Genomic DNA, 22,967 nt, shown 5'->3' with positions numbered 1-22,967 from the left:
TTTAAACGTTCAATTACGTGTATTCACTCATTTTTTTAGAGTACTTTGCAATTTTACTGAGATAATTTTAATGACTTCATCACAAAACTTAAAAACAGATAAAAATTATCAAGAAGGATGATTAATTAAATTTCATAAAATTGCTAATAGTGCTTTTTATGACTAACATTTTGCGATATTATTACTTAGCTAAATAACATTTTTTCATGTTATCTAGAAAACATAATAATCGTAAGACAAGCTTAAAACTCTATCTTGTTACAAAACATTAAACAGATGTTACGTTTTGACACATACTTTAACTTTTGTTTCTTTTTTATATTAAAATTAGGCAAGTTCTTTTTTTAATATCATTTACGTTCAGCAATAATCTATAAAAAAGAATAGTTGAAAATATATTACCATTTTCATCGGTAAATTATTCTCATTCTATTAAACTACGTTAATTTTAATGTCAAATCCGTTTAACAGGAGTTTGGTGATGAATAGCGCCATTCATGTAATCGTTGAAAACGATAATGTCTTTAAGAATAAACTGAAATCAAAGATGGAATCTTTTGATTTTATTTTTAAATTCTATAATGACGAAGAGGTATTTATTAGTACTTATACTTACCCTAAAGAAGAGAATGCAACGGATTGTGTTTTATTATTCGTAGGCAATAACTCAAGTCATATTAATAAATTAAAAAATCTTACTCAATCTTTAGCTGTAGTCCCTGTTATCGTCATCGCAGAAGAACCTTCCGCGGCACTATGCAGAGACTGTTTCAAGGCTGGAGCCTTTGATTTCTATGTATTTCCATTTGATGACAGAGTGTTTCTAAGCGCTATTCAAGGAGCTAATGAACACTTTGATAAACAAAATGAAAATCATAAAAAATATATCTATTTAGCCGATAAATTCGACCGTCTTTCTGCAAGAGAGCGTGAAATCATGGACATGATTTTAGACGGTAACACCAGCAGAGAAACGGCTGAAAAACTATCATTATCACCAAGAACCGTAGAAGTACACCGTTCAAATATTTATACGAAACTAGGAATAAAATCACTGCCTCAATTAATCCAAGAGTATGAATATATTAATACTTATTCTGCAAACGCTTAATATCTTTATTCACCAGACCCCCTTCCTGCCTAATGGTTTATCAAAAAATCATTAGGCATTTTTTCATCTTCGAGAACATCCAGAAAAATATAATTAAATTTAGATTTTTATTTAGATAACGATTTAGTTAAATCATTTAACTTAGCTATCCACTTAACTATTCGGTTAACTATTCGGTTAACTATTTTTCACTATCAAACTTAGCATAACGATTATGCATTCTATTTCGCTTGATTAATTTACCACCCTAAAATAACTATTTTTTAATCAATAGTGGAAAATTAAATAAATTGCACTATCATTTTCATACAAGGAAACTGTTACTCTAGTTATTAATAACAAAAATCTCATTTATAGCTAAATATAAGATTAATATATTTAGTTTAAAATAAAATATAAACCTATATATATCCCCATAGCCATTTACTCTAACTGTGAGTATGTGTTTTCACTGAAATAAAAACCTATAACGTCAAATTAAAACCAATTCCTAAAAAAAAGCGTACTGAGATCAACATACTTATCGATAAGATAGGTTGATAATCTTAGCTCTTTTTCATTTCTTCTCTTTCGTTTCGCTGCACGGCGTGGCTGAGCCCACAATCAATATACATTGATATGTTGGGCTTAGCGATTACCGTAAGGCTGTGTGATTTGAATGCTTCTACTGATTTTCAGCATTACTGCTGAAAATCAGTAGAAGCTTTTTTTATTGGCAGGACTGTTTTTATTGACGGAACTGTTTTTATTGACAGAGCTATAGCTTGTATTCACGAATATCAATCTGATACTGCTTCAACTTGCGCCACAGTGTCGTTCGTCCCATATTTAACGCTTGATGCATCTCCTGAATTTTTCCGCCGTAAGCCAGCGCGGCTTCGATAATTAACGCTTTTTCCACTTCATGAATGTTCAAGTCATGGAACAGATTATGTCCGAGAGTCTTCTCTGAAAGTTTTTGCCAGTAAAAGTGACACTTCAACTTTTCACTGATTTCTCGCCCTAGGGTAAGAGTGAGTGCTAACAATATATTGCTGCTGGTTGGCTCCCCACGTAATACCAACGTGGCTAGCAACCGCGTTTCATCATAAATAGGGGCAAAATAATAAGTATATCCTTGTGAGTTAATCGGCTGGTCATCTAACGAAGTGACCTGCATTTGAGAGAATACCCAAGATGGCAACATAGCGCTGCTGTCTGATTTACGGTTAGACCATAAGGTTTGACCGTATTTATCCAACAACATTCCTTCAATGTCGAAATCATGGATAGGTGATAAGCCACTAGTGATGGCTTCACTTGCCAGTTGTATCAACAACTCCGGATTAATGGAGCATGACGATTTTTCTGTAAGCTGTGCGAGTTTGGGAATTGTAAAATCAATAGTCATAATCAGCCTTATTCTTCGATAAGTATTCTCCCTGATTATGTCAAGTTATCAGTTAAGTTTTATATCCTAGATCAAGTTATGATTTGATAGATTTTGGCGGGATGATATAGATCAAGTATTTGAAAAATAGAAAAAACCCAAACTGATCGGGCATATCGAAAAAAGCCTGCGAATATGACTCGCAGGCTAAATTTCGAACTAGATGATAGAACGTTTTTTATTCAGTGACAACAGTGCCCCACAGGTCATATTCATCAGCATGCTCAATCAGCACCTTAACAATATCCCCTGCCTTCACATCAAACTCACCATTGAGGTACACCATTCCGTCAATTTCTGGCGCATCCGCCATACTACGACCAACGGCACCTTCATCATCAACTTCATCAACAATCACCCATAGCTCACGCCCAACTTTCTCTTGTAAACGCTGAGTGGATATCTCTTGTTGTAGCTGCATAAAGCGGTGATAACGCTCTTCCTTCACATCTTCCGGTACTTGATCAGCCAGTTCATTGGCTTTTGCCCCTTCAACAGGACTGTATTTAAAGCAACCCACACGATCCAATCTCGCTTCTTGCAAGAAATCCAGCAGCATTTGGAAATCTTCTTCCGTTTCCCCCGGGAAACCAACAATAAATGTCGAGCGTAATGTCAGTTCTGGGCACATTTCACGCCAGCGCTTGATGCGTTCTAAGGTTCTTTCGACCGCGCCAGGGCGCTTCATTAATTTTAGAATTTTTGGGCTTGCGTGTTGAAGAGGAATGTCCAAATAAGGCAGCACCTTGCCTTCCACCATTAATGGGATCACGTCATCAACATGCGGATATGGGTAAACATAATGGAGACGAACCCAAACGCCCATCGATGCTAGCTGTTCACATAGCCCGACCATGCTAGTTTTCACTGGCTTACCATCCCAGAATCCCATTCGGTGTTTCACATCCACACCATAAGCGGAAGTATCTTGGGAAATGACCAGTAATTCTTTAACACCTGATTCCACTAAACGTTTTGCTTCATTTAATACATCACCAATGGCACGACTATCTAAGTCGCCTCGCATAGATGGGATGATGCAGAAAGTACAACGGTGGTTACAACCTTCCGAAATTTTCAAATAGGCATAATGCTTTGGTGTTAATTTCACACCTTGCTCTGGCACTAAACTAAAGAACGGATCATGCTCTGGTTTGGGAACATAATGATGGACATGATTGAGCACCTGCTCATAACTATGTGGACCTGTGATTTCTAACACCTTTGGGTGAACTTCACGGATTTGGTTCTCTTTCGCGCCCAAACATCCAGTCACAATCACTTTACCATTTTCATTCAATGCTTCACCAATAGCTTCTAACGATTCTTGAACCGCACTATCAATAAAGCCACAGGTGTTCACGATAACCAAATCGGCATCGTCGTAGCTTGGAACGACTTGGTAACCATCAGTGCGCAGCTCCGTTAAGATGCGCTCTGAGTCAACGAGGTTTTTTGGACAGCCAAGTGAAACAAAGCCAATCTTTGGCACTGAATTCGTATTTTGCGACATAACTCACTTCTTTTATTGTGTTATAGATATTGTTTTAAAAAATGGGCTGGATTTTACCTGAAGTATAGCGGGAATTGTATATTTTTTTAGCGATATGAATGTCATTTTGAATGGAATCCCACGCCCTAAATCACGCGGGAATTCCTCTGGGATAAACAGCAAAATATTAACGGTTAATTGAACGAGCTATACGAGCATAAGTATGTCTGACACCTCGAATCACAATGCCGTAATTCAAAATATTCTCCGGTAAAGCAATTCCGTTATAGCCGGAGTCACCGATGTGATGTAAATCCGTGCCGGCCATTTTGCACATTAACGCGATTTGACGAATAGTTTGCAGATCAGCCCCTTCTTGAGAAGTCCCGATCGCTGTCATGGTCATCACGCGTTGTGAATGGCAATAACTCACCATTCTTTGCACAAATTCCAATGAAATACCCGGTACCGTGCCCGGTGCAGGCAGTAAAATAATATCAGTCCCACTCTGAATAAAAGATTGAATATCATCTTCCGTAATAAGCTGTTCGGCGGACGCATTCAATACCCCTGCTGCATGCATTTTCCCCGTAATAAGCACAACATCTTCCCCCACCACCGCTTTTAACTCTTTTAAGCTTTGGTTAATTTCTTGGTTAGTAACGCCATTACCCGGATTGCCTGTTAACACGATAATATCTGCGCCCATCTGTTTTAGTTTCAGCGCATTTTTTACCGTTGCTAAACGCCCTTCAGATATTTGCCACTGTTTATCTTGATGCGGATTATTAAAGCCTGCGGGAACGGGTTCTAAATTGACGCCAATAGCACGCCCAGTTAAATGTTTTAGGGTACGAATAATTTCATCTGGCGCGGTGCCTTCAGGTAACCCTTGCATCTCTGGGTGATTCACATCAAAGACATTCAGTAACAGAATATCTGCACCTTGACTTGCCGCTAGCTCTGCATTCGTGACATTCATCAGAACAGGTTGAATGGTTCCAATCGTTTCGCTAACTAATAGCCGACCTTCACTCGCTTTAATCGCCTCCAATAAATTCTTCTTATTGAGTTTTGCAATTTCAGAAGCGGAACAATCCAAATAACGTTTTTGCATTTCCAAAACCTCGGCTTTGTGCCCAAGAAAAGAGAGAAAGTGTTTTGACTATAACATGTGGAACCCACTATAGAGTCTGAACAACATCACCTTTCTAATACTTATTTTTTATGTCTAAAAAAGTAAACATTAACACTTTGATTAATATTAAATTTAAATATATTCATAGGGTAAATTTAACTATCCATTAAAACATTCTGCTTGTTTTTCATTAATAGTAATGATTATCATTATGTTTCTAACTTCATTCAGGTAAGGATGTCATAATGAAATTCGCTTATCAGGCAGCCGTTTCGGGCTTAGCCTTATTCTCTCTATCCGCCTTTGCACAAGAATATCCTCTCGGTCATCCAGTCATTAAAAACGGCATGGAAATTCAAGGTGTTTATTTACAACCTATCACCATGGATACCGAAGAAGGTCACCACAAAATGGCGCACCTACCTGCGGATAAAGCCGACGTTCACTTAGAAGCCGACATTCATGCCGTAGAAGAGAACCCGAATGGCTTTGCAGAAGGCGATTGGATGCCTTACTTAACCGTTGAATATACCGTCACAAAACTGGGTGATAAACCACAGACCCAGTCAGGCACCTTTATGCCGATGGTGGCTAGCGATGGTCCTCACTATGGTGAAAACATTAAACTGAACGGTAACGGTAAATATCGCGTAACCTACAAAATTTACCCACCTTCACATAACCAACAAGCCGCTTTCGGTCGTCACATTGATAAAGAAACAGGCGTTGCACCTTGGTTTGAACCGTTTGAAGTCTCTTGGGACTTTGACTATGCAGGCATAGGTCGTAAAGGCAGCTACTAGTTTTTCAATGATGCGCTGGGGGCTTTCGCGGGGGTAATATTCCGCGCGAGCCCTTTTTCGCTAGTAAGAAACTCTCAATTTCAATAAGTTTGAGCCAACAATGAAAACATTACTCAGCTTTTTACTGGTTTTTATTTGCGCATTATTTTCGCAATCCGCATTAAGTGCCGAAAAATATACGGTTGAATTAGAAATGAAGAATGGGGATTTAATCCCTCGCGTTCTCGAAGTACCAGCCAAAACCATTATTCGCATCAAAATTACCAATACTGGCACTGAACCCGCAGAATTTGAAAGCTTACAACTACGTAAAGAGAAAGTATTGGCGCCAGGCGCAAGCTCTGTTGTTGTTATTGCACCGTTAAAACCAGGTAGTTACACATTTTTCGACGATTTCCATCTTTCTCACCCAAAAGGCGAGATCATTGCTAAAGAGTAGGATCCAACATGGGGCAAGTTCTCTTTGTAGTTTGGCGTGAAAGTTTTGAAGCGCTATTAGTCATCGGTATCATCTACGCGTGGATCAAACGCCACCCAGACGCTCGAAATGGTATGAAGTACCTATGGGGCGGGGTTGGGTTAGGTATTGCCATGTCCATTTTACTGGCATTACTCATTTACGGTGTCTTCAATGTCCTTGATGACACCGGTCAATCGATTTTCATGATAGTCATGGAGATCCTCGCCTGCATATTGATTGTCCAAATGGTTTATTGGATGAATAAAAGTGGCGGCTCGATGAAAAAAGAGCTGGAATCCGGTATTAATCGTAATGCCGAACATCACAGTTGGTGGGGTGCAACACTGATTATTGCCATCGCCATTGCGCGTGAAGGCAGCGAAATCGTCGTGTTCCTCTCTAGCTTTATCATGTCGTTAACGTCAGCAAACGCGAATGAATTTATCTTTGAAGTGGCGGCTGGTATTGTCATTGCAGGTATGACGTTATACGCATTCTTATTAACTAACCGCATCATTTCATGGAAGATTTTCTTCAAAGTCACAGGCGTGATTTTGTTGTTTCTCGCCCTATCTTTACTGCTAAGGGGTGTCGAAGAAATTTCAAACTTAATGATTGAATTTGATTATCCAATCCCTGAATTTTTAATCTATCCAGCATGGGATACGAGTGCATTACTGGATGATTCTGGCGTTGCAGGAAACTTTATCTCATCATTCTTTGCGTATCGCTCACAGCCCATTTGGTTAAGTGTCATCACATTTGTTATCTACTGGATTGTGATCATCGCACTATTTATGTGGAACAAACGCCATACCGCTAAACGGAACTTACAAAATGCGTAAAACCTCTAGATTAGCAATCAGTATGATATTTGCCTCATTAATGGTATCCACTGCGCACGGCAAAGCCCTGCGCTCCCCTGTGCAAACGGGGGATAATATCATTATTGCCAAAGGCGATATTCCCACCCCCGAAAAATATCAACCAGCCATTCAAGAATACTTAACCTTTGTCAATAAGGAGTTAAGTGAAATGGTCGAGCAGTTAGAGAAACTCAATCAAAGTATACAGAAAGGTCAACTGGCACAGGCTAAAGCAGCCTATATCCAAGCTCACCAGCACTATGAAACGGTACGCCCAATCATTGTGTTATTTGGCAATACTGACCGTACCATCAATTCTCGTGCAGATTATTTTCTGGATAAAGAAAAAGATTACCGCTTTGTCGGGTTCCACCTTGTTGAATATCTATTATTCTCTCAGCAAGATTTAAAAGCAGCGCTCCCCGCCTCTGATGAGCTATTACTCAAAGGCCGTGATCTGCAAAAACGTGTACTGACCGAAACCATTGAAATTCCTAAATTGGTTCAAGCTTCTGCTGATTTTATCGAAATGATCCTTGAGACCAAATTGTCAGGTAAAGAGAATATCTATAGCCAAACAGATCTCTTCGATATGGCGGCGAATGCCAAAGGCTCTCAAGTGATCATCGATGTTATCAGCCCATTTGTTGAAGCCAAAACTCTTGATCAAATAAAAGAAAATGATCAGAAAATTAATAAAATAGTGCAGTCATATCAATTAGCTAAAGGGCAATACGCACCTTATAGCCAACTAAAACAACAAGACAAAATGACACTCTATTCTCTGTTAACGCAACAAGCTGAGCTACTCGCCACATTGCGCGCTCAGTTAGATGTTGATGTTTACTATAAATATTAAGGCATAAGTTTATGCAAGCTAAACCAAAAAACGAGTTAGATTCTTCCCGTTTTTCTCAGACCAATATTTCTCGACGCCATGCACTGAAAACATTAGTCATGGGTGGCGCAATTCTCGCCGCACCCGCCCTCAGCGCTAAAGCGGCGATTGCCGATTGCCAACTGACTTATGATAAAAGCATCAATTACTTAGGCTCTCATCAAGCTGGGGTACTTACCCCTGAACAAAAGCATGCCTCGTTTATTGCGTTTCATATTACATCGACATCCATTGATGAGCTGCAATCGCTGTTTGATCTATTAACTCAACGCATTGCCTTTCTAACGCAAGTACAAAAATCCTCGCCAAATCAGAATGATAAAATGCCTCCTGCGGAGTCCGGTATTTTAGGAACGCTCATCCAGCCAGATTCTCTGAGTATCACCGTTTCTTTGGGAGATAGCCTGTTTGACTCACGTTTTGGGTTAGAGAAGCTAAAGCCACGCCAATTGGTGGAAATGACCAGCTTCCCGAATGACCGCCTAGAAGACAAATGGTGTGGTGGAGATGTGGTCCTACAAATTTGTGCGAATAGCCAAGAAAGCGTGATTTATGCCCTACGCGATGTATTGCGCCATACCTCGCCTTATTGGTTCCCCCTATGGAAAATCGATGGTTTCCTACCGTCACGGGATATCGACAGACACACTACCCCAATCAATTTATTCGGTTTTAAAGATGGCACCGGAAATGCGCCTTCAGATGATAATGCGTTGATGAATGAACTGATTTGGGTCACCGAAGACAGCAAAGAGCCACAATGGTGTATTGGCGGTACCTACCAAGCCGTTCGCCTTATTCGCTTCAATCTTGAATTCTGGGATAGAACACCACTGGAAGATCAAGAAAATGACTTTGGACGCCATAAAGAAACTGGCGCACCAATGGGTATGAAGCATGAGATGGATGATCCCGCTTTCGAGAAAGATCCTCACGGCGATCGCGTGCTATTTGACTCTCATATGCGTCGTGCGGAGCCAAGAAACCCAAGTCGCCATACTGCAAAATTACGCCGCCGCAGTTACAGTTATTCTTTAGGATTAACCGATAACGGCGCATTGGATATGGGGCTCATTTTTGTTTCGTATCAAAAAGATTTAAAAACCGGCTTTATTGATACCCAAAAACGCTTAAATGGTGAACCTCTCGAGCGTTACATCAAGCCATTTGGCGGGGGATACTATTTCGTTTTACCGGGAATTAAATCCGCTGAAGATCAGCTCGCCAAAGGATTATTTTCGGCATTGAAATCCACAAAATAATGCCATAAAAAAAGCCCCGATAGTCAGCTCGGGGCTTTTAGCTTTTTTCTATAAACTAAAATAGTGATTGTCTTATTATTTTTTACGATCCTTCGCGTCTTGCTCAACTTCCTGTTTCCATTCCTCTGATATTGGTGCAGCACTCTGTTTAGCTTCTACGGCTTTATTCACTGCTTTATACGCTTTATCGTAACCCGTGCCATCCTGAACATAGCCAGTCGCATTTGAACGCTTGATACCAATATTGTCAGCCTCAGCAATTGCATCAATATTGGCGCCTAAGAAAATAAAGTCCCATTTATCTTCAACTTCAGCGGATTTAATCATCGATTTAATCTTAGCTTGACTATATTTAGTGCTGCTGTTCTCTTCACCATCGGTAATAATCACAAACAACACATTATTGTTCTTGGTAATTTTTCTATTCTCACGCATCTTAATAATGCTATCACCAATCGCATCTAATAATGCGGTATTTCCCCCGACAGAATAATCATTCAAGGTAAGATTTTTAACTTTATCAATAGGTTCTCTATTATGTAGTAAACTCGTTTTATTATTAAATAAAATTGTCGTGATAAAGGTTTTATTCGCTTTATTTCTGTTCTCAGTCAGTACGCTGTTATATCCACCCACTGTGTCAGACTCAAAACCCGACATAGAACCACTTTTATCTAAAATAAAAACCAAGTCTAATACTTCAGGATCTTTAATTGGTTCAATAACTGATGTCGCGCTCGAAACATTGGAAAAAAATAATACAAAAATAGCGGATATCGTAGTAAAAAATGACGTTTTAAATAAATTCATCACCGAGCCTCTTATCATATTATCCTAATGAAACTATCGATTAGTTTCCTTGTTTCATCGGGATATCACATAAGATTACTCTGTTTAATTTATAAGCAAATTCTTAATTATCAAAACACTCACATAAACTTAATGGAATATACTTATCTCACCCACACTCCGTAATTTCGGATTTGATTAATCTGTTTAATAAACTTATTTAACTTTATATATTCCGCCGCAATCTGACTAGATGGGCTTTGTGTGAACGTTTCAACAAGCTGAACCGTTAATTGGTGATATTGTTTATTCAAATCTTGATGAATATCGACTTTATCAGCATGTTTTAGTGTTTCCGTTAATGCCACAATCTCGTTCGCGACAGTTTGCACCTGTGGGTCACTAAACGTGACTTCCGGCACTTGATAACTTAAGTGCTGGCTAATTGAATTATTTTCTTCATTTTGAGGGGTGTTAGGCACTAAATTTTGGTCGTGCACATTCGCGAAATATTCAATCAATTCAGACTGATCAAAACATTTCGATTTAATATCTTCTTGCTTGTATTGCTTATTTACCGCGCCCGGCAAAGCTTTTCCAATCGGATAAGTGCAACGAAATAAATTGCCATCAATGACAGTCGCATTGCTACTTTTAATCGGTAGTGTTAATTCATGTCCATAAATAGTGACATCATACTGGGTGGGCTGATATCCCTTATAGTCATGTTGGTCGGTATACACTTCAGAAAAAGTATAATATACCCCGTGATTCGGGTTTAATATCCCGCCAGAGTTGTGCTCAAATACCATAAAAGTAGTTGTATGACCGAGTGCATCTTCCAGAGTATGCTCACCACTCGCTAATGCAACCGAACCAAATTGGTTAGGTTCAACGCGATACTCTTTGCCATCAACTTTAAATGAAATTGTTTTTTCTGTTGGATTGCTATAATAAAACTTTCCTTTATTCCCCATAATGTCCAGATCGCCACAGGCTGTCACCAATAGCATGGCTGTCGTGAGTAGGCTGACTTTCAATATAGCGTTCATTTATTCCCCCAACATCTTATTGACCACCTAGATATGCGACCAAAAAATAAACAATCAAGGGCAATAATCTTATTCATTTGAATAAAAATAGTTTTACGATTAGTGCTTAACACTCTTCACTTGTTATAAATCAAACAATCATCATGTATTACGGTAAATTATATTTAGATTTATGCTGTCGAATTAATACTTATGAGTATGCGAGCGTCTTAATACTTTAAATAATAGCTGAAATACCGATTCCATCATCGGCGTCAATGTTTGGTTGTTACGCATTAGCGAAATCGAACGCGTCAGAGCTGGTTGTTGTAATTGTAAAACTTTAAGCTCAGGATCCCGTAAATGAACGGTATATAACTGAGGCAGAATGCCAATTGCCAATTTCGACCTGACCAAACCATATAAGGTTTCTATATAGTCGACTTGATAACGAGGGTTGATATTGAGCCGATTACTTTCAATCGTTGCCGTCACCAATCGGTGAATATTTCCTTTTGAAAACATCGCAATATCACGGTTATTTAATAGTTTCCAAGGTAAGTGAAATGCATTATCAGAAATAAATTCATCACGATGGATCACCGCCACAAACGGATCATCTTGAAGTGGGTACAGCGTTAATTCTTCAGGAACTGAACTATCCAAAACCCCGATGCCAAAATCAATTTCGTTATTGACCAATTTATTCACTAGTGAGTCATTCGTTTGGTCATAAAATTCCACATTCAACTTAGGAAAATATAGCTGTAATTGCTCAGGAATCATCGGGAATAATAACGAACTCACGGAAGGCACCAGCCCAATACGTAATGTGCCATCGCCCCCCTCTTCAATAATTTTCTGAATATCGCTAAACCCACGATGCGACACACTTAAAATACGCTCCGCATGAGGTAAAATCGCCGCGCCCAATTCGGTCAATGTGACAGAGGCTGCAGTACGGTTAATTAATTTACCGCCAATCACGGTTTCAATTTGCCGTAACGCGCTACTCAGCGCAGGCTGGCTCACGGCGAGACGGTTCGCTGTTTCGGTAAAATGGCGCAACTGAGCGAGGGTCACAAAATATTGCAACTGCTTTAAGGTTAATGCAGGAAGACGCTGCCATGGCTCAGTCATTGGATTTCCTCACTTAAATGGATAGTTATTCTTATCATTATGCTCTGCATTATAACCTCTCTTTATGATCTGATAAATTTTATCATCTTGGCAAACGTTTGCCTTACTCATAAAGTAGCGACATAAATCTTGAAGATGGTGTTTTATGAAGCGAACAAATCAAACTCGACGTCGTGCCGTTCAGGCCGCAAAAGGGGAAATTCCCTTTGACCTTTTGCTTACCCACGCCAATATCATCGATATGGTCACAGGTGAAATTCGCCCTGCCGATATTGGTATCACTGAAGGGCTGATTGCGAGTGTCCATCCGACGGGAAGTCGTACGGATAGCCATGAAATTCACGACCTATCGGGGCAGTTTATTTCTCCCGGCTTCATCGATACTCACGTTCATTTAGAAAGCTCCCATCTTCCTCCAGCTCGCTACGCTGAAATTGTCCTCACTCAAGGCACCACTGCAGTATTTTGGGATCCCCATGAATTGGCGAACGTACTTGGGCTGGAAGGGGTACGTTATGCTATTGATGCTAGCCGTAATCTGCCTCTGGATGTCATGGTTGCTGCACCATCTTCGGTACCATCAACACCCGGCTTAGAAATGTCAGGGGCAGACTTTGCAGGACAAGAAATGTCTACCATGCTCAGTTGGCCAGAGGTGCGTGGTGTCGCAGAAGTGATGGATATGTTTGGTGTGTTGCATGGCAGTGAGCGCATGGAAGAAATCCTCGATGCCGGATTAAATTCAGGAAAAATCATTGAAGGTCATGCGCGTGGATTAAAAGGCGCTGATTTACAAGCTTACCTTGCCGCTGGCGTAACATCAGATCACGAACTCACCTCTGCTGAAGATGCTCTCGAAAAACTACGTGCAGGGCTGACGCTCGAAATTCGAGGTTCTCACCCTTATTTATTACCTGAAATTGTCGCGGCCTTACAAACACTTCCCCATCTATCATCACAAATTACCGTGTGTACCGATGATGTACCACCGGATATGTTGATTGAAAAAGGGGGCGTGATAGCCCTACTGAATTTGCTGATTGAACACGGACTGCAAGCCACAGATGTCTTGCGCTTTGCGACGCTCAATGGCGCCATTCGCTTGCAACGCAATGACCTTGGTCTGATTGCCGCTGGTCGTCGAGCAAATTTAGTTGTGTTAAATTCACTGGAAACTTTAAACGCTCAGAAAGTGTACGTTGACGGTAAAAAAGTGGCAGAAAATGGGCAACTTACCCGCTCAATCGCGCCCGAAAATACGATTTTGCCACCACGCGACACCATGCACTTAGCGCCAATCTCCGCACAAGATTGCCAACTTCAACTCACTGATTTACGAAATGGCACAGCGCGATTACGCCATATTAGTGGTGCTCGCTTTACCCAATGGGGGGAAGTGGATGTACAGGTGAAAGATGGCATAGTACAACTCCCTGACGAATTTAGTTTAATCCGCGTACAACACCGTCATGGTCGCCATGATGCCAAACCTCAAGTTGCCTTGTTAAAAGGATGGGGCGAATTACGCGGCGCCATTGCCACCAGCTACTCTCATGATTCCCATAACCTTGTGATACTCGGGCGGGATGCAAACGATATGGCAATGGCAGCCAACTTACTGATTGAAAGTGGCGGCGGTATGGCATTAGTCCAAGATGGTAAAGTCCTAGCCCATGTCGCCATGCCAATTGCGGGCATGCTATCTGAATTACCAGCGCCTGAGCTTGCTGCCCAATTTCGCCAACTGAGAGAATTAAGTAGCCAAATCGCCGATTGGGAACCACCGTATCGCGTGTTCAAAGCGATTGAAGGCACCTGCCTTGCATGTAATGCAGGTCCTCATTTAACTGATTTAGGATTAACTTGCGGTACCACCCGCCAAATTGTCAATGCCGTCTTAGAACGTCATGAACATACTCACCATATAAAAAATAATGATAGGAGCGCCAATTAATGGCTAACAATTCTCGTCATCAGCCAACATCAGGGAGTTGGTTAGAAAGACGTTTTGCACTGCGTGAACGGGGTAGTTCAATCAGAACAGAATGCCTAGCTGGAATCACTGGGTTCCTTGCAGCAGCCTATTTACTTGTGGTTATTCCGGGATTATTAGCCGCAGGCGGAATGGATAAAGGCGCGGCGACCACCGGCACTATCATCGTATTTGTATTAGCCAGCCTCTTAATGGCATTTTATGGCAATCTACCATTTATTGTGGGTCCCGGCATTGGCGGCTCCGTTTTAGTCGGGGTCACTCTCGCAGGCAGCGAAGGGATTGATTGGCAAATCGGTTTAGGTATCGCGTGTTGGTCTGGGATTTTATTTTTCCTGTTAACCAAATTCGGTTTACGTGAAGTGGTTACCCGTTCAGTTCCACAGTCTATCAAGCTCGGTTTAACTGCCTCGATTGGCTTGTTCGTGGCGATACTGGGTTTTCGTAACGCAGGCTTAGTCCTCGCTAACCCAAAAACGAATGCGTTAATGCTTGGCGACTTTCTCTCTCCGGGCGCCTTAGTCGCACTTGCTGGTTTCTTTGTCGCGATTGCACTGCAATCTCGCCGTATTCCGGGAGGGATTTTATGGGCAATTTTATTCGCTACTTTGCTAGGGATTCCTTTCGGCGTCACTAAATTACCAGAAAGTTTTATCGGCGTGCCCCACTCAATTGCCCCTGTTTTGGGACAAGTGGATTTAATCGGCGCACTCAATATCGCGTTCTTACCGTTCTTGTTCGTCTTTTTTGCAGCTGAATTTTTCTCCACCATGGGTACGACATTAGCGGTGGGTGGCGAGGCTGGATTACTGGATAAAGAAGGTAATATGCCGAATATCAACCGACCCTTTATTGTGGACTCCATTGCGGCGGCATTAGGTCCTTTAGTCGGTATTCCTGCGGCAACGGCTTTAATTGAATCTTCCGCCGCGGCTGAAGCGGGAGGAAAAACAGGGATGACCGCATTGGCGGCAGTATTTATGTTCCTTCTGATGTTGCTGTTTACGCCAATTGCTTTAATGATCCCAGCGCAAGCAACCGCACCCGCGTTAATCTTAATCGGCTTAAATATGTTTAGCGGATTACGCAAAGTTGATTTAGGTAACTTTACTGACGGCCTACCAGTACTCATGATGGTGATGATTACGCTCATCGCAAACAGTTTCGGTACAGGTATTGCTGGCGGGCTACTGTTCTATATCTTAATTAAAGCCGTAGCAGGCAAGTGGCGTGAAATTCCAATCAGCCTATGGATTCTCGCAGTCCCCTTAGTGTATTACTTCTCCACCCTCGTGAAGCACTAAGTTTAATAAAAAAATCCCCTAATTCTCTCAATATTAGGGGATTTCACGTTAAAGGTTATGATTCAATCTTCACCTTATTTTAAATCAACGGTGGAATTTGAGGCAGGATAGGCACTTCAATCACGGTAGGTCCTTGGCGGTTAAATGCGTCACGGCAAGCCGCTTTTACCTCATCAATCGTTGTGGCTTTTAACGCGGTACAACCATAACCTTTACCTAACGCCACAATGTCTAAGTTTGGAATATCCAGACCCGGAACCCCCGGCGTTTCTTCTAACACGGCAAATGATTTTAAAATCGCATATTCGCTATTTCGCGGGATTACAAATACAATCGGTAAATTGTGTTGAGCGGCGCTCCATAACCCTTGAATAGAATATTGCATCGAACCATCACCTATAATTGACATCACCGGACGATGGCGTCCACTGTCTTTTTCCGCTAATGCAATTCCCACGCTCGCAGGTAAATTCCACCCTAGCGAACCGCTGGCAAAGGTATAGAAAGAATCCGGCGATTCAATCGGCCATTCACGATGGAGTTCGCCAAGATTGGAAGGCGACTCTTCAACTAGAATCGTCTCTTTCGGAGAAACTTCTCTCAGCGCTTTAAACAGCTGTGCTGCACTCAAAACAGTAGAATCACCTTTTACTTCCGGCGCGGCTGGGTGTGGAGCCATACCATGTGATTGCTTTTCCACGCTATTTTTTGGCGCAGGTCGCGCTTTCACACGCTGTGTTAACCCTTCAATTGCCAATACTGCATCACTGAGTAAACTATCCCCAACAGGCGCTCTTCCTACCTCAATAGGATCGTCAGTAATATGCAATAAACGCATGCCATCAGGAAGATAACTTCCTGCCACATAAGGATAATAACGAAATACCGGCGCACCAATAATTAACGCCAAGTCGTGTCCTTTCAGCTTATCGGATAATGGACCCATCGCAAAAGGCAGTCCTCCGGCATACAGAGGATGCGTTTCAGGGAATGGTGGACGTTCAGAAGCCGGAGCCGCCCACACAGGAATATTGAGCTTTTCAGCTAATGCGATTCCAGCCTCCCAACCCTCACCTCGAGCAATTGCAGAACCATAGATCAGTACCGGATTTTTCGCCGAGCTAAGCGCATCCGCAAAGGCTTGTAAGCGAGCGGGATCATAACCAATCCGCTGTGAAACTTCGCGTACAACGGCTTCTTGAGCAATCGCAGGCTTGTCCCAATCATCCAGCGGAATGGAAAGGAAAACAGGTCCTGCTGGCGGCTGGAGAGCCATCGCATACGCCCGCATAAATGCCGCAGGTACATCCTCTGCACGAGCCGGTTGATAACTCCATTTGACCCAAGGCTTGGGTAGCGTTTCAGGCTCAATATTGGTTAACCACGGCTCCATTAATAACATTTCACGGGTTTGGTTTCCGGCAGTAATAATCAGTGGAGTGCGATTCATGTAGGCAGTCAGGATGTTACTCATACCATTACTGAGCCCAGCGGAGGTATGTAAGTTGACCATCGCCACTTTACGCATACCTTGGGCATAGCCATCCGCAGCAGCAACCGCCGAAGCTTCATGTAATGTCTGGATATAACGAAAATCACTCGGAAAATCTTTTAAAAATGTCTCTTCTGTCGAGCCTGGGTTCCCAAAAATAGTGGTAATGTCCAACTGACGTAATAAATCAAAAGTAACTTGGCGAATGGTTTTCTTCATTTTAAATACCCTAATTAAGATATCTGGATCAGTTCCTATCATAACGAATCCCTCAATGAAAAACATTTACACCAGAGATGGTTCTCCACTTTTAAATCGCTCAAATAATTTTAAACTTCAATATAATACAATAGGTTAAAATAACATCTTGTTTCGATGATAGAAATAAAATAGGAATAAAAACCACCTATTAAGATTTAATCCATATAAATCACGAAAGAGACCTAAGAATATTGGCATTTATATTCATTTCATCTGCTCTTTAATAAAGAAAAAGTAAATGAAACCTTCCCTAGAAGCATCTAAAACGTGAGTCATATGGCAATGACTTAACAAACATTAACAAAATAACGGCTTTATGCCACTCATCACACTTCTAACAATTAACCCACTCAACGCCTCATTTCTACGCCCTAGAAACACGTCAAAAACTCGATGAGTTTCCCATCTGATGGGGAAATTTAAAATTTAAATTAAAATCAATTAATTAGATTATTCATAACGGTTTATATAATTGAATAACATTCTGATAATAAATTAAACCAATCAATAAATGCGTTTTTTTTAAACAATTTAATTAACTAAAAGTTATAGCAACCCAAACAAAACTCATTGTTAAACAAAAGTTAAGCAAAGTAATTTAATTTAACACCAATGTTAAATTGCAAAAGTAAACACTCTGGTAAACTCATATGAGGTAAAATAATGATCTTAGATGCCAGTTATACGTTATTATTTGCGTGCTTAGCGCTTCTTATTGGGATGATCGTGGTTAAAATCAGCCCTTTTCTACAGAAAAACCATATTCCGGATGCCGTTGTTGGCGGATTTATTGTTGCGATTGTTTTATTAATTGTTGATAAAGCCGCTGGCTATACCTTCTCATTCGATACGTCATTACAAAGCACATTAATGATTGCTTTTTTCTCATCAATTGGTTTGAGCTCAGACTTTTCCCGATTAATAAAAGGTGGAAAACCACTCGTTATTTTAACTCTCGCTGTAACAATCTTAATTGTGATTCAAAACATGGTCGGTATGGGCATGGCTGTCATGCTAAATGAAAGTCCATTTATTGGTTTGATAGCGGGCTCTGTTACCTTAACCGGTGGTCATGGTAACGCAGGTGCTTGGGGACCGATCCTTGCCGATAAATACGGTGTAACAGGTGCTGTTGAGCTTGCTATGGCATGTGCCACAATGGGGCTTGTACTGGGTGGACTCATTGGTGGACCTGTCGCTCGTCACTTACTGAAAAAAGTCACTATTCCTAAAGCGACAGAGCAAGAAAAAGAGACAATTCTCGAAGCATTCGAGCAGCCGTCAGTGAAAAGAAAGATCAACGCCAACAACATCATTGAAACCATTTCAATGCTGATCATTTGTATCGTTGCCGGTAGTTACATCAGTGAATTAGCCAAAGATACACCAATGCACCTCCCTACATTCGTCTGGTGTCTGTTTGTAGGTATCATTATTCGTAACGTCTTAACTCACGTATTTAAGCACGAAGTTTTCGAACCTACTGTTGATGTATTAGGTAGCGTGGCACTCTCACTGTTCCTTGCTATTGCCCTGATGTCATTAAAATTTGGTCAATTAGCGAGTATGGCAGGTCCGGTATTAATCATCATTGCCGTACAAACGGTAGTTATGGTGCTATTTGCCTGCTTTGTGACCTTCAAAATGATGGGAAGTGACTATGATGCCGTCGTCATCAGTGCAGGTCACTGTGGATTTGGAATGGGTGCAACGCCAACAGCGATTGCCAACATGCAAACTGTTACCCGCGCATTTAGCCCATCCCATAAAGCTTTCCTCGTTGTTCCAATGGTAGGAGCATTTCTTGTGGATATCACCAACAGTATCGTAATTAAGCTGTTTATTGAATTAGGTGCATCCATCGGTTAATTCTCGATACTGTATGCCAGTTCATAACTAAATGTATATGAGCTGGCATTGTCACTTTAGATATTTTCTCGTTTTATTCGCTTTGAATCCTTTTTTCCTTTCGAGTAAGTGACTCCGATATCGGATCCTTTCCCGGCTTTTCTGTAAAATAAGAAAAAATGCAATATATTGCTTAGGTTACCAATAATGAAATTAAGGCACCTTGATATTTTCTATGCTGTTATGACTTGTGGCTCACTGACACGTGCCGCTGAAGTTCTCCATATTTCCCAACCTGCGGCGAGTAAAGCCCTTAAACATGCGGAACAACAGCTTGGACTGGTTTTATTTCAACGGATTCGAGGGAAATTAATTCCAACAGATGAAGCTAATTTATTATTTGAGGAAGCCAAGGAGGTTTATCAGAATTTAGATAGACTCAGAATTTTGGCACAAAATTTATCACGAAATCCACAAGGTAAATTAGCGATTGGGTGCTTACCAAGTCTGGGTCTTAACTTAGTTCCCGAAGTCACCGCCCTTTTTATTAAAAAACATCCGAATATCAAACTCACTATTGGCACGCATCACACTACCGATATTTTACAATTATTAACCCAGCAAGATCTGGATATTGGTATCGCGTTTAATTTAGCGATCGAAGGCGGGATCACTGTCCTTCCCGTCGCCGACATTCCACTCGTATATGTTGACAGTCAGCCACCCATATCTTCCCCCGTATCATTAATGGATATCGATCAAAACCGTTGGATCCACCCAGGATCAGACTCATTGTCTCAACTGCTACAACAGGTACATGAGTTCGAGGAATCGAATATCAGTGTGCATACTTATCATATGGCTGCAGAGTTTGTGCGTGCAGGATTAGGTTGCAGTATTACCGATATTTTTTCCGCGGAACATACCTTACCTGAATCCATGATTTATCCACTCAAAGAGCATTTACACCTCGCTGTATCAGTCTTCCATCGTGCTGACAGACCACTGACCAAAGCCGCCCAAAATTATGTAAACACCTTGTCGCTAATACTAAAAAAACGCAACGCAGTAGTTAACCAAAAGTTATACTCTGGTGATGAAAACTCAATTGTTTAGTCTGACTATTCGCCGTTAAATGATAACTCCTAAGTTATTATTGGTTGCGGAATATTATGACTAAACATGTGGTAGTGATCGGTGCAGGGGTGATTGGATTAAGTACCGCATATGCTTTAATTAAAGCAGGTCAAACCGTCACACTCATTGAATCCGATTCTGATGTGGGCATGGAAACAAGTTTTGCTAACGGTGGTCAATTAAGTTATCGCTATGTTTCACCATTAGCGGATGCTGGCGTTCCCTTACAAGCTTTACGCTGGATGGGTAAAAGTGATTCCCCATTAAATTTAAGAATCGATTTTACCTTACATCAGCTTGCTTGGATGACTCAATTCACATTAGCTTGCAACCGCACAACCAATAAAATCAATGGCGCCCATTTATTACGATTATCACTCTTAAGCCAAAATGTAATGAATACTTGGCGAACAAGTGGCGATATTTCTGATTTTGCTTGGGAGAAATCAGGGAAATTAATTATCCATCGAGATCAATCTAGCTTTAAAAAAGCCAGTGAAACCGTAGATAAAGAATTCCAAAAAGTACTCAGTGCACAAGAAATTGTTCAACTAGAACCTGCATTGAAAAATATCCAATCACAATTAGTTGGTGCTATCTACGCACCAAATGATGAAACCGCAGATTGTTATTTATTCTGCAAAAATATTCTGGCGTACTTAACAACACAACCACAATTTAAATTATGCCTCGAGCATTCAGTAAAATCCTTTATTAAGCTTGGCAATGCCATTACTGGTGTAGAGACATCTCAAGGTACCATTCAAGCCGATGATGTTGTGATTTGTGCGGGTAACGGAAGTCGAGAGCTATTAAAACCACTCGGTATCGATGTACCCATTTTAGGTTTAAAAGGTTACAGCCTCAGTGTGGAGTATCCACACATGACACATATCGTTCCTAAAATTAGTGTTACCGACTACGGCAATAAAATTGTTTACGCCAAACTGCATGATCAATTGCGTATCGCGGCAATGGTAGATATTGGCTATGACAAATATGGATTACGGGAAAACAGAATTTCTGCATTAAAAAACATTATTAAAAAAACATTCCCGAATTTACCTAAAATCGATGAAGCAGAAACATGGTGCGGTTTACGTCCGTCAACACCCAAGGGACCCCCTATGTTAGGCAAGACAACACACAGCAATTTATGGCTCAATGTGGGTCATGGTAGTTTAGGTTTTACATTAGCAGCGGGTAGCGCAGAGATATTAACTCAGCTCATTACTCAGCAGAGTTCTCCAATTTCACTAGAAGGATTAACGAGGTAATTGATGCCAATTAAACGGAATAACCCAAAACCCCGCTTAGCGGATAGCGTTGAATATGCTGGCTTAGTTTACTTATCAGGACAGGTCCCTACTGATTTAACCGGAGATATTACAACGCAAACCCAAGACGTATTAAACAAAATTGATGCATTGCTTGCAGCCAGTAACAGTGACAAAACACGTATTTTATCTGCACAGGTGTGGATTAAAGATATGAAACGCGATTTTGCTGACTTCAATACTGTTTGGGAAGCATGGATGCCCGCTGAATTTAGCCCTGCTCGCGCCGCCGTTGAAGCTAATATGGCACGAGAACAAGTTCTCGTTGAAGTGATGGTCACTGCTGCCCAACGTTAATTATTACTCATTCGCTATCGCATTCAAAAGTTTAGATTTATTCTTTTGAATGCTTGTTTTACTCCTCTTTTCATCTTTTTCGTCCAATTTTCATCTCAATCACTCTTTTTATTACCCTTCTAATAAAAAAAATACGCCTTTATCTAGCATTCCTACTACTATTATCTATATATGCTATTTAAATAATTGTCTGAAAATTAAAACAAAACCAATAATTATTGGTTGTTTTTATATCAAGATGGAGAGATTACATGACCCAAACCGTGATTGAGCATGTTTTATCCCGATTACAGGATTTAGGCATCAATGACATTTTTGGCGTTGCAGGTGATTATGCTTTCCCAATTAATGACGCTGTTTGCGCTAATCCAAACTTACGTTGGGTAGGAAACTGCAACGAGCTTAATGCGGCCTATGCCGCAGATGGTTATGCGCGTTTAAAGGGGGTTGCCGCCCTCGCCAGCACGTTCGCAGTCGGAGAACTTAGCGCCTTAAATGGCATTGCTGGTGCGTATGCAGAGAGATTACCAATTTTTCATTTAGTGGGCATGCCATCTAGCCATATTCAAAAAAATCAACGCATTATGCATCACACTTTAGGTGATGGTGACTTTGACGTATTTTACAAAGCGGCTCAATCTTTCGCTTGTGCTCACGCAATACTCACGCCTGAAAATTGTGTTAGCGAAATGAATCGCTTAATTACCCACGCCCTATCACAAAGACGCCCTGTCTATATTGGTATTCCCGCTGATTATGCCGTTCAACGTATTGCCATATCGAAAGCAAAACCATTGGTGCTACCGACCAGCCGACCTGATACATTGAAAAAAGTCATTAGCTTAATTGCCCATAAACTTCAAAATAGCGAATCAGCTT

At 41.0% G+C, this 22,967-nt stretch carries 20 protein-coding genes; 13 read left to right on the top strand and 7 right to left on the bottom strand.

The window, feature by feature from the left end:
* The first annotated feature begins 481 nt into the window (after positions 1–481).
* Positions 482–1,111 carry a response regulator transcription factor gene (locus tag PSF16_RS12040; protein WP_272689307.1) on the top strand — a complete coding sequence of 210 codons (630 nt, stop codon included), beginning with the start codon at positions 482–484 and terminating at the stop codon, positions 1,109–1,111.
* Between the two features lie 757 nt (positions 1,112–1,868).
* Here PSF16_RS12040 and PSF16_RS12035 read toward each other — a convergent pair.
* The 3 genes from PSF16_RS12035 to PSF16_RS12025 all read right to left on the bottom strand — a co-directional run bounded on the left by PSF16_RS12035 (position 1,869) and on the right by PSF16_RS12025 (position 5,149).
* A complete protein-coding gene (locus PSF16_RS12035; RefSeq protein ID WP_272689306.1) occupies positions 1,869–2,501 on the bottom strand; it encodes a helix-turn-helix domain-containing protein in 633 nt (210 codons plus the stop codon).
* 217 nt (positions 2,502–2,718) lie between these two features.
* Positions 2,719–4,053 carry a 30S ribosomal protein S12 methylthiotransferase RimO gene (gene rimO, locus PSF16_RS12030; RefSeq protein WP_006659350.1) on the bottom strand — a complete coding sequence of 445 codons (1,335 nt, stop codon included), beginning with the start codon at positions 4,051–4,053 and terminating at the stop codon, positions 2,719–2,721.
* Positions 4,054–4,219: 166 nt separating this feature from the next.
* The gene (locus PSF16_RS12025) at positions 4,220–5,149 is read right to left on the bottom strand and encodes a DUF7916 family protein (protein WP_272689305.1); all 930 of its coding nucleotides are present in this window, start codon (positions 5,147–5,149) and stop codon (positions 4,220–4,222) included.
* 266 nt (positions 5,150–5,415) lie between these two features.
* Here PSF16_RS12025 and PSF16_RS12020 point away from each other — a divergent pair, with 266 nt between their 5' ends.
* From PSF16_RS12020 to efeB, 5 genes are all read left to right on the top strand, one after another.
* Entirely contained in the window at positions 5,416–5,973 is a 558-nt protein-coding gene (locus PSF16_RS12020) for an iron transporter (RefSeq protein WP_006659352.1), read from the top strand.
* Between the two features lie 100 nt (positions 5,974–6,073).
* Positions 6,074–6,412, top strand: coding sequence for a cupredoxin domain-containing protein (locus PSF16_RS12015; protein ID WP_006661035.1), 339 nt, complete (start codon positions 6,074–6,076; stop codon positions 6,410–6,412).
* An 8-nt stretch (positions 6,413–6,420) separates the two neighbouring features.
* Positions 6,421–7,278: an FTR1 family iron permease gene (locus tag PSF16_RS12010; RefSeq protein ID WP_006659354.1), complete on the top strand. Its 858-nt coding sequence runs from the start codon at positions 6,421–6,423 to the stop codon at positions 7,276–7,278.
* Complete coding sequence (locus PSF16_RS12005) at positions 7,271–8,158, top strand: EfeM/EfeO family lipoprotein (protein ID WP_006659355.1); 888 nt, start codon at positions 7,271–7,273, stop codon at positions 8,156–8,158. Before PSF16_RS12010 ends, PSF16_RS12005 begins: the two co-directional genes overlap by 8 nt.
* A gap of 11 nt (positions 8,159–8,169) precedes the next feature.
* Positions 8,170–9,459, top strand: coding sequence for an iron uptake transporter deferrochelatase/peroxidase subunit (efeB, locus tag PSF16_RS12000; RefSeq protein ID WP_006661033.1), 1,290 nt, complete (start codon positions 8,170–8,172; stop codon positions 9,457–9,459).
* Positions 9,460–9,534: 75 nt separating this feature from the next.
* Here the strand turns inward: efeB and PSF16_RS11995 are convergent, their stop codons facing one another.
* The 3 genes from PSF16_RS11995 to PSF16_RS11985 all read right to left on the bottom strand — a co-directional run bounded on the left by PSF16_RS11995 (position 9,535) and on the right by PSF16_RS11985 (position 12,419).
* Positions 9,535–10,269, bottom strand: a complete 735-nt coding sequence (locus PSF16_RS11995; RefSeq protein ID WP_036961538.1) for a vWA domain-containing protein — start codon at positions 10,267–10,269, stop codon at positions 9,535–9,537.
* Positions 10,270–10,412: 143 nt separating this feature from the next.
* Positions 10,413–11,300: a hypothetical protein gene (locus tag PSF16_RS11990; RefSeq protein WP_006659358.1), complete on the bottom strand. Its 888-nt coding sequence runs from the start codon at positions 11,298–11,300 to the stop codon at positions 10,413–10,415.
* 183 nt (positions 11,301–11,483) lie between these two features.
* A complete protein-coding gene (locus tag PSF16_RS11985) occupies positions 11,484–12,419 on the bottom strand; it encodes a LysR family transcriptional regulator (RefSeq protein WP_006659359.1) in 936 nt (311 codons plus the stop codon).
* Between the two features lie 145 nt (positions 12,420–12,564).
* Between PSF16_RS11985 and PSF16_RS11980 the strand changes: the two genes are divergently transcribed.
* Complete coding sequence (locus PSF16_RS11980; protein ID WP_272689304.1) at positions 12,565–14,373, top strand: adenine deaminase; 1,809 nt, start codon at positions 12,565–12,567, stop codon at positions 14,371–14,373.
* The gene (locus tag PSF16_RS11975; RefSeq protein WP_272689303.1) at positions 14,373–15,716 is read left to right on the top strand and encodes an NCS2 family permease; all 1,344 of its coding nucleotides are present in this window, start codon (positions 14,373–14,375) and stop codon (positions 15,714–15,716) included. Before PSF16_RS11980 ends, PSF16_RS11975 begins: the two co-directional genes overlap by 1 nt.
* Before the next feature lie 79 nt (positions 15,717–15,795).
* On the opposite strand, the gene mdlC is transcribed toward PSF16_RS11975, so the two are convergent.
* The gene (gene mdlC, locus PSF16_RS11970) at positions 15,796–17,469 is read right to left on the bottom strand and encodes a benzoylformate decarboxylase (RefSeq protein WP_230083770.1); all 1,674 of its coding nucleotides are present in this window, start codon (positions 17,467–17,469) and stop codon (positions 15,796–15,798) included.
* A 663-nt stretch (positions 17,470–18,132) separates the two neighbouring features.
* On the opposite strand from mdlC, the gene gltS reads away from it, so the two are divergent.
* The 5 genes from gltS to PSF16_RS11945 form a co-directional block, all read left to right on the top strand.
* Positions 18,133–19,338 (top strand): sodium/glutamate symporter, encoded by a 1,206-nt coding sequence (gene gltS, locus PSF16_RS11965; RefSeq protein ID WP_006661027.1) that lies wholly within the window; start codon positions 18,133–18,135, stop codon positions 19,336–19,338.
* Positions 19,339–19,524: 186 nt separating this feature from the next.
* Positions 19,525–20,433: a LysR family transcriptional regulator gene (locus PSF16_RS11960; protein ID WP_006659364.1), complete on the top strand. Its 909-nt coding sequence runs from the start codon at positions 19,525–19,527 to the stop codon at positions 20,431–20,433.
* A 56-nt stretch (positions 20,434–20,489) separates the two neighbouring features.
* The gene (locus tag PSF16_RS11955; RefSeq protein WP_272689302.1) at positions 20,490–21,731 is read left to right on the top strand and encodes a D-amino acid dehydrogenase; all 1,242 of its coding nucleotides are present in this window, start codon (positions 20,490–20,492) and stop codon (positions 21,729–21,731) included.
* 3 nt (positions 21,732–21,734) lie between these two features.
* Positions 21,735–22,088 (top strand): RidA family protein, encoded by a 354-nt coding sequence (locus PSF16_RS11950; protein ID WP_006659367.1) that lies wholly within the window; start codon positions 21,735–21,737, stop codon positions 22,086–22,088.
* 251 nt (positions 22,089–22,339) lie between these two features.
* A partial coding sequence (locus tag PSF16_RS11945; protein WP_272689301.1) for a thiamine pyrophosphate-binding protein occupies positions 22,340–22,967 on the top strand: 628 nt, incomplete at its 3' end.

Source organism: Providencia sp. PROV033, from assembly GCF_028484855.1.
Lineage (GTDB): Bacteria > Pseudomonadota > Gammaproteobacteria > Enterobacterales > Enterobacteriaceae > Providencia > Providencia alcalifaciens.
Note: the sequence above shows the minus strand (reverse complement) of the source record. Positions and strands in the feature narration are given on the sequence as shown.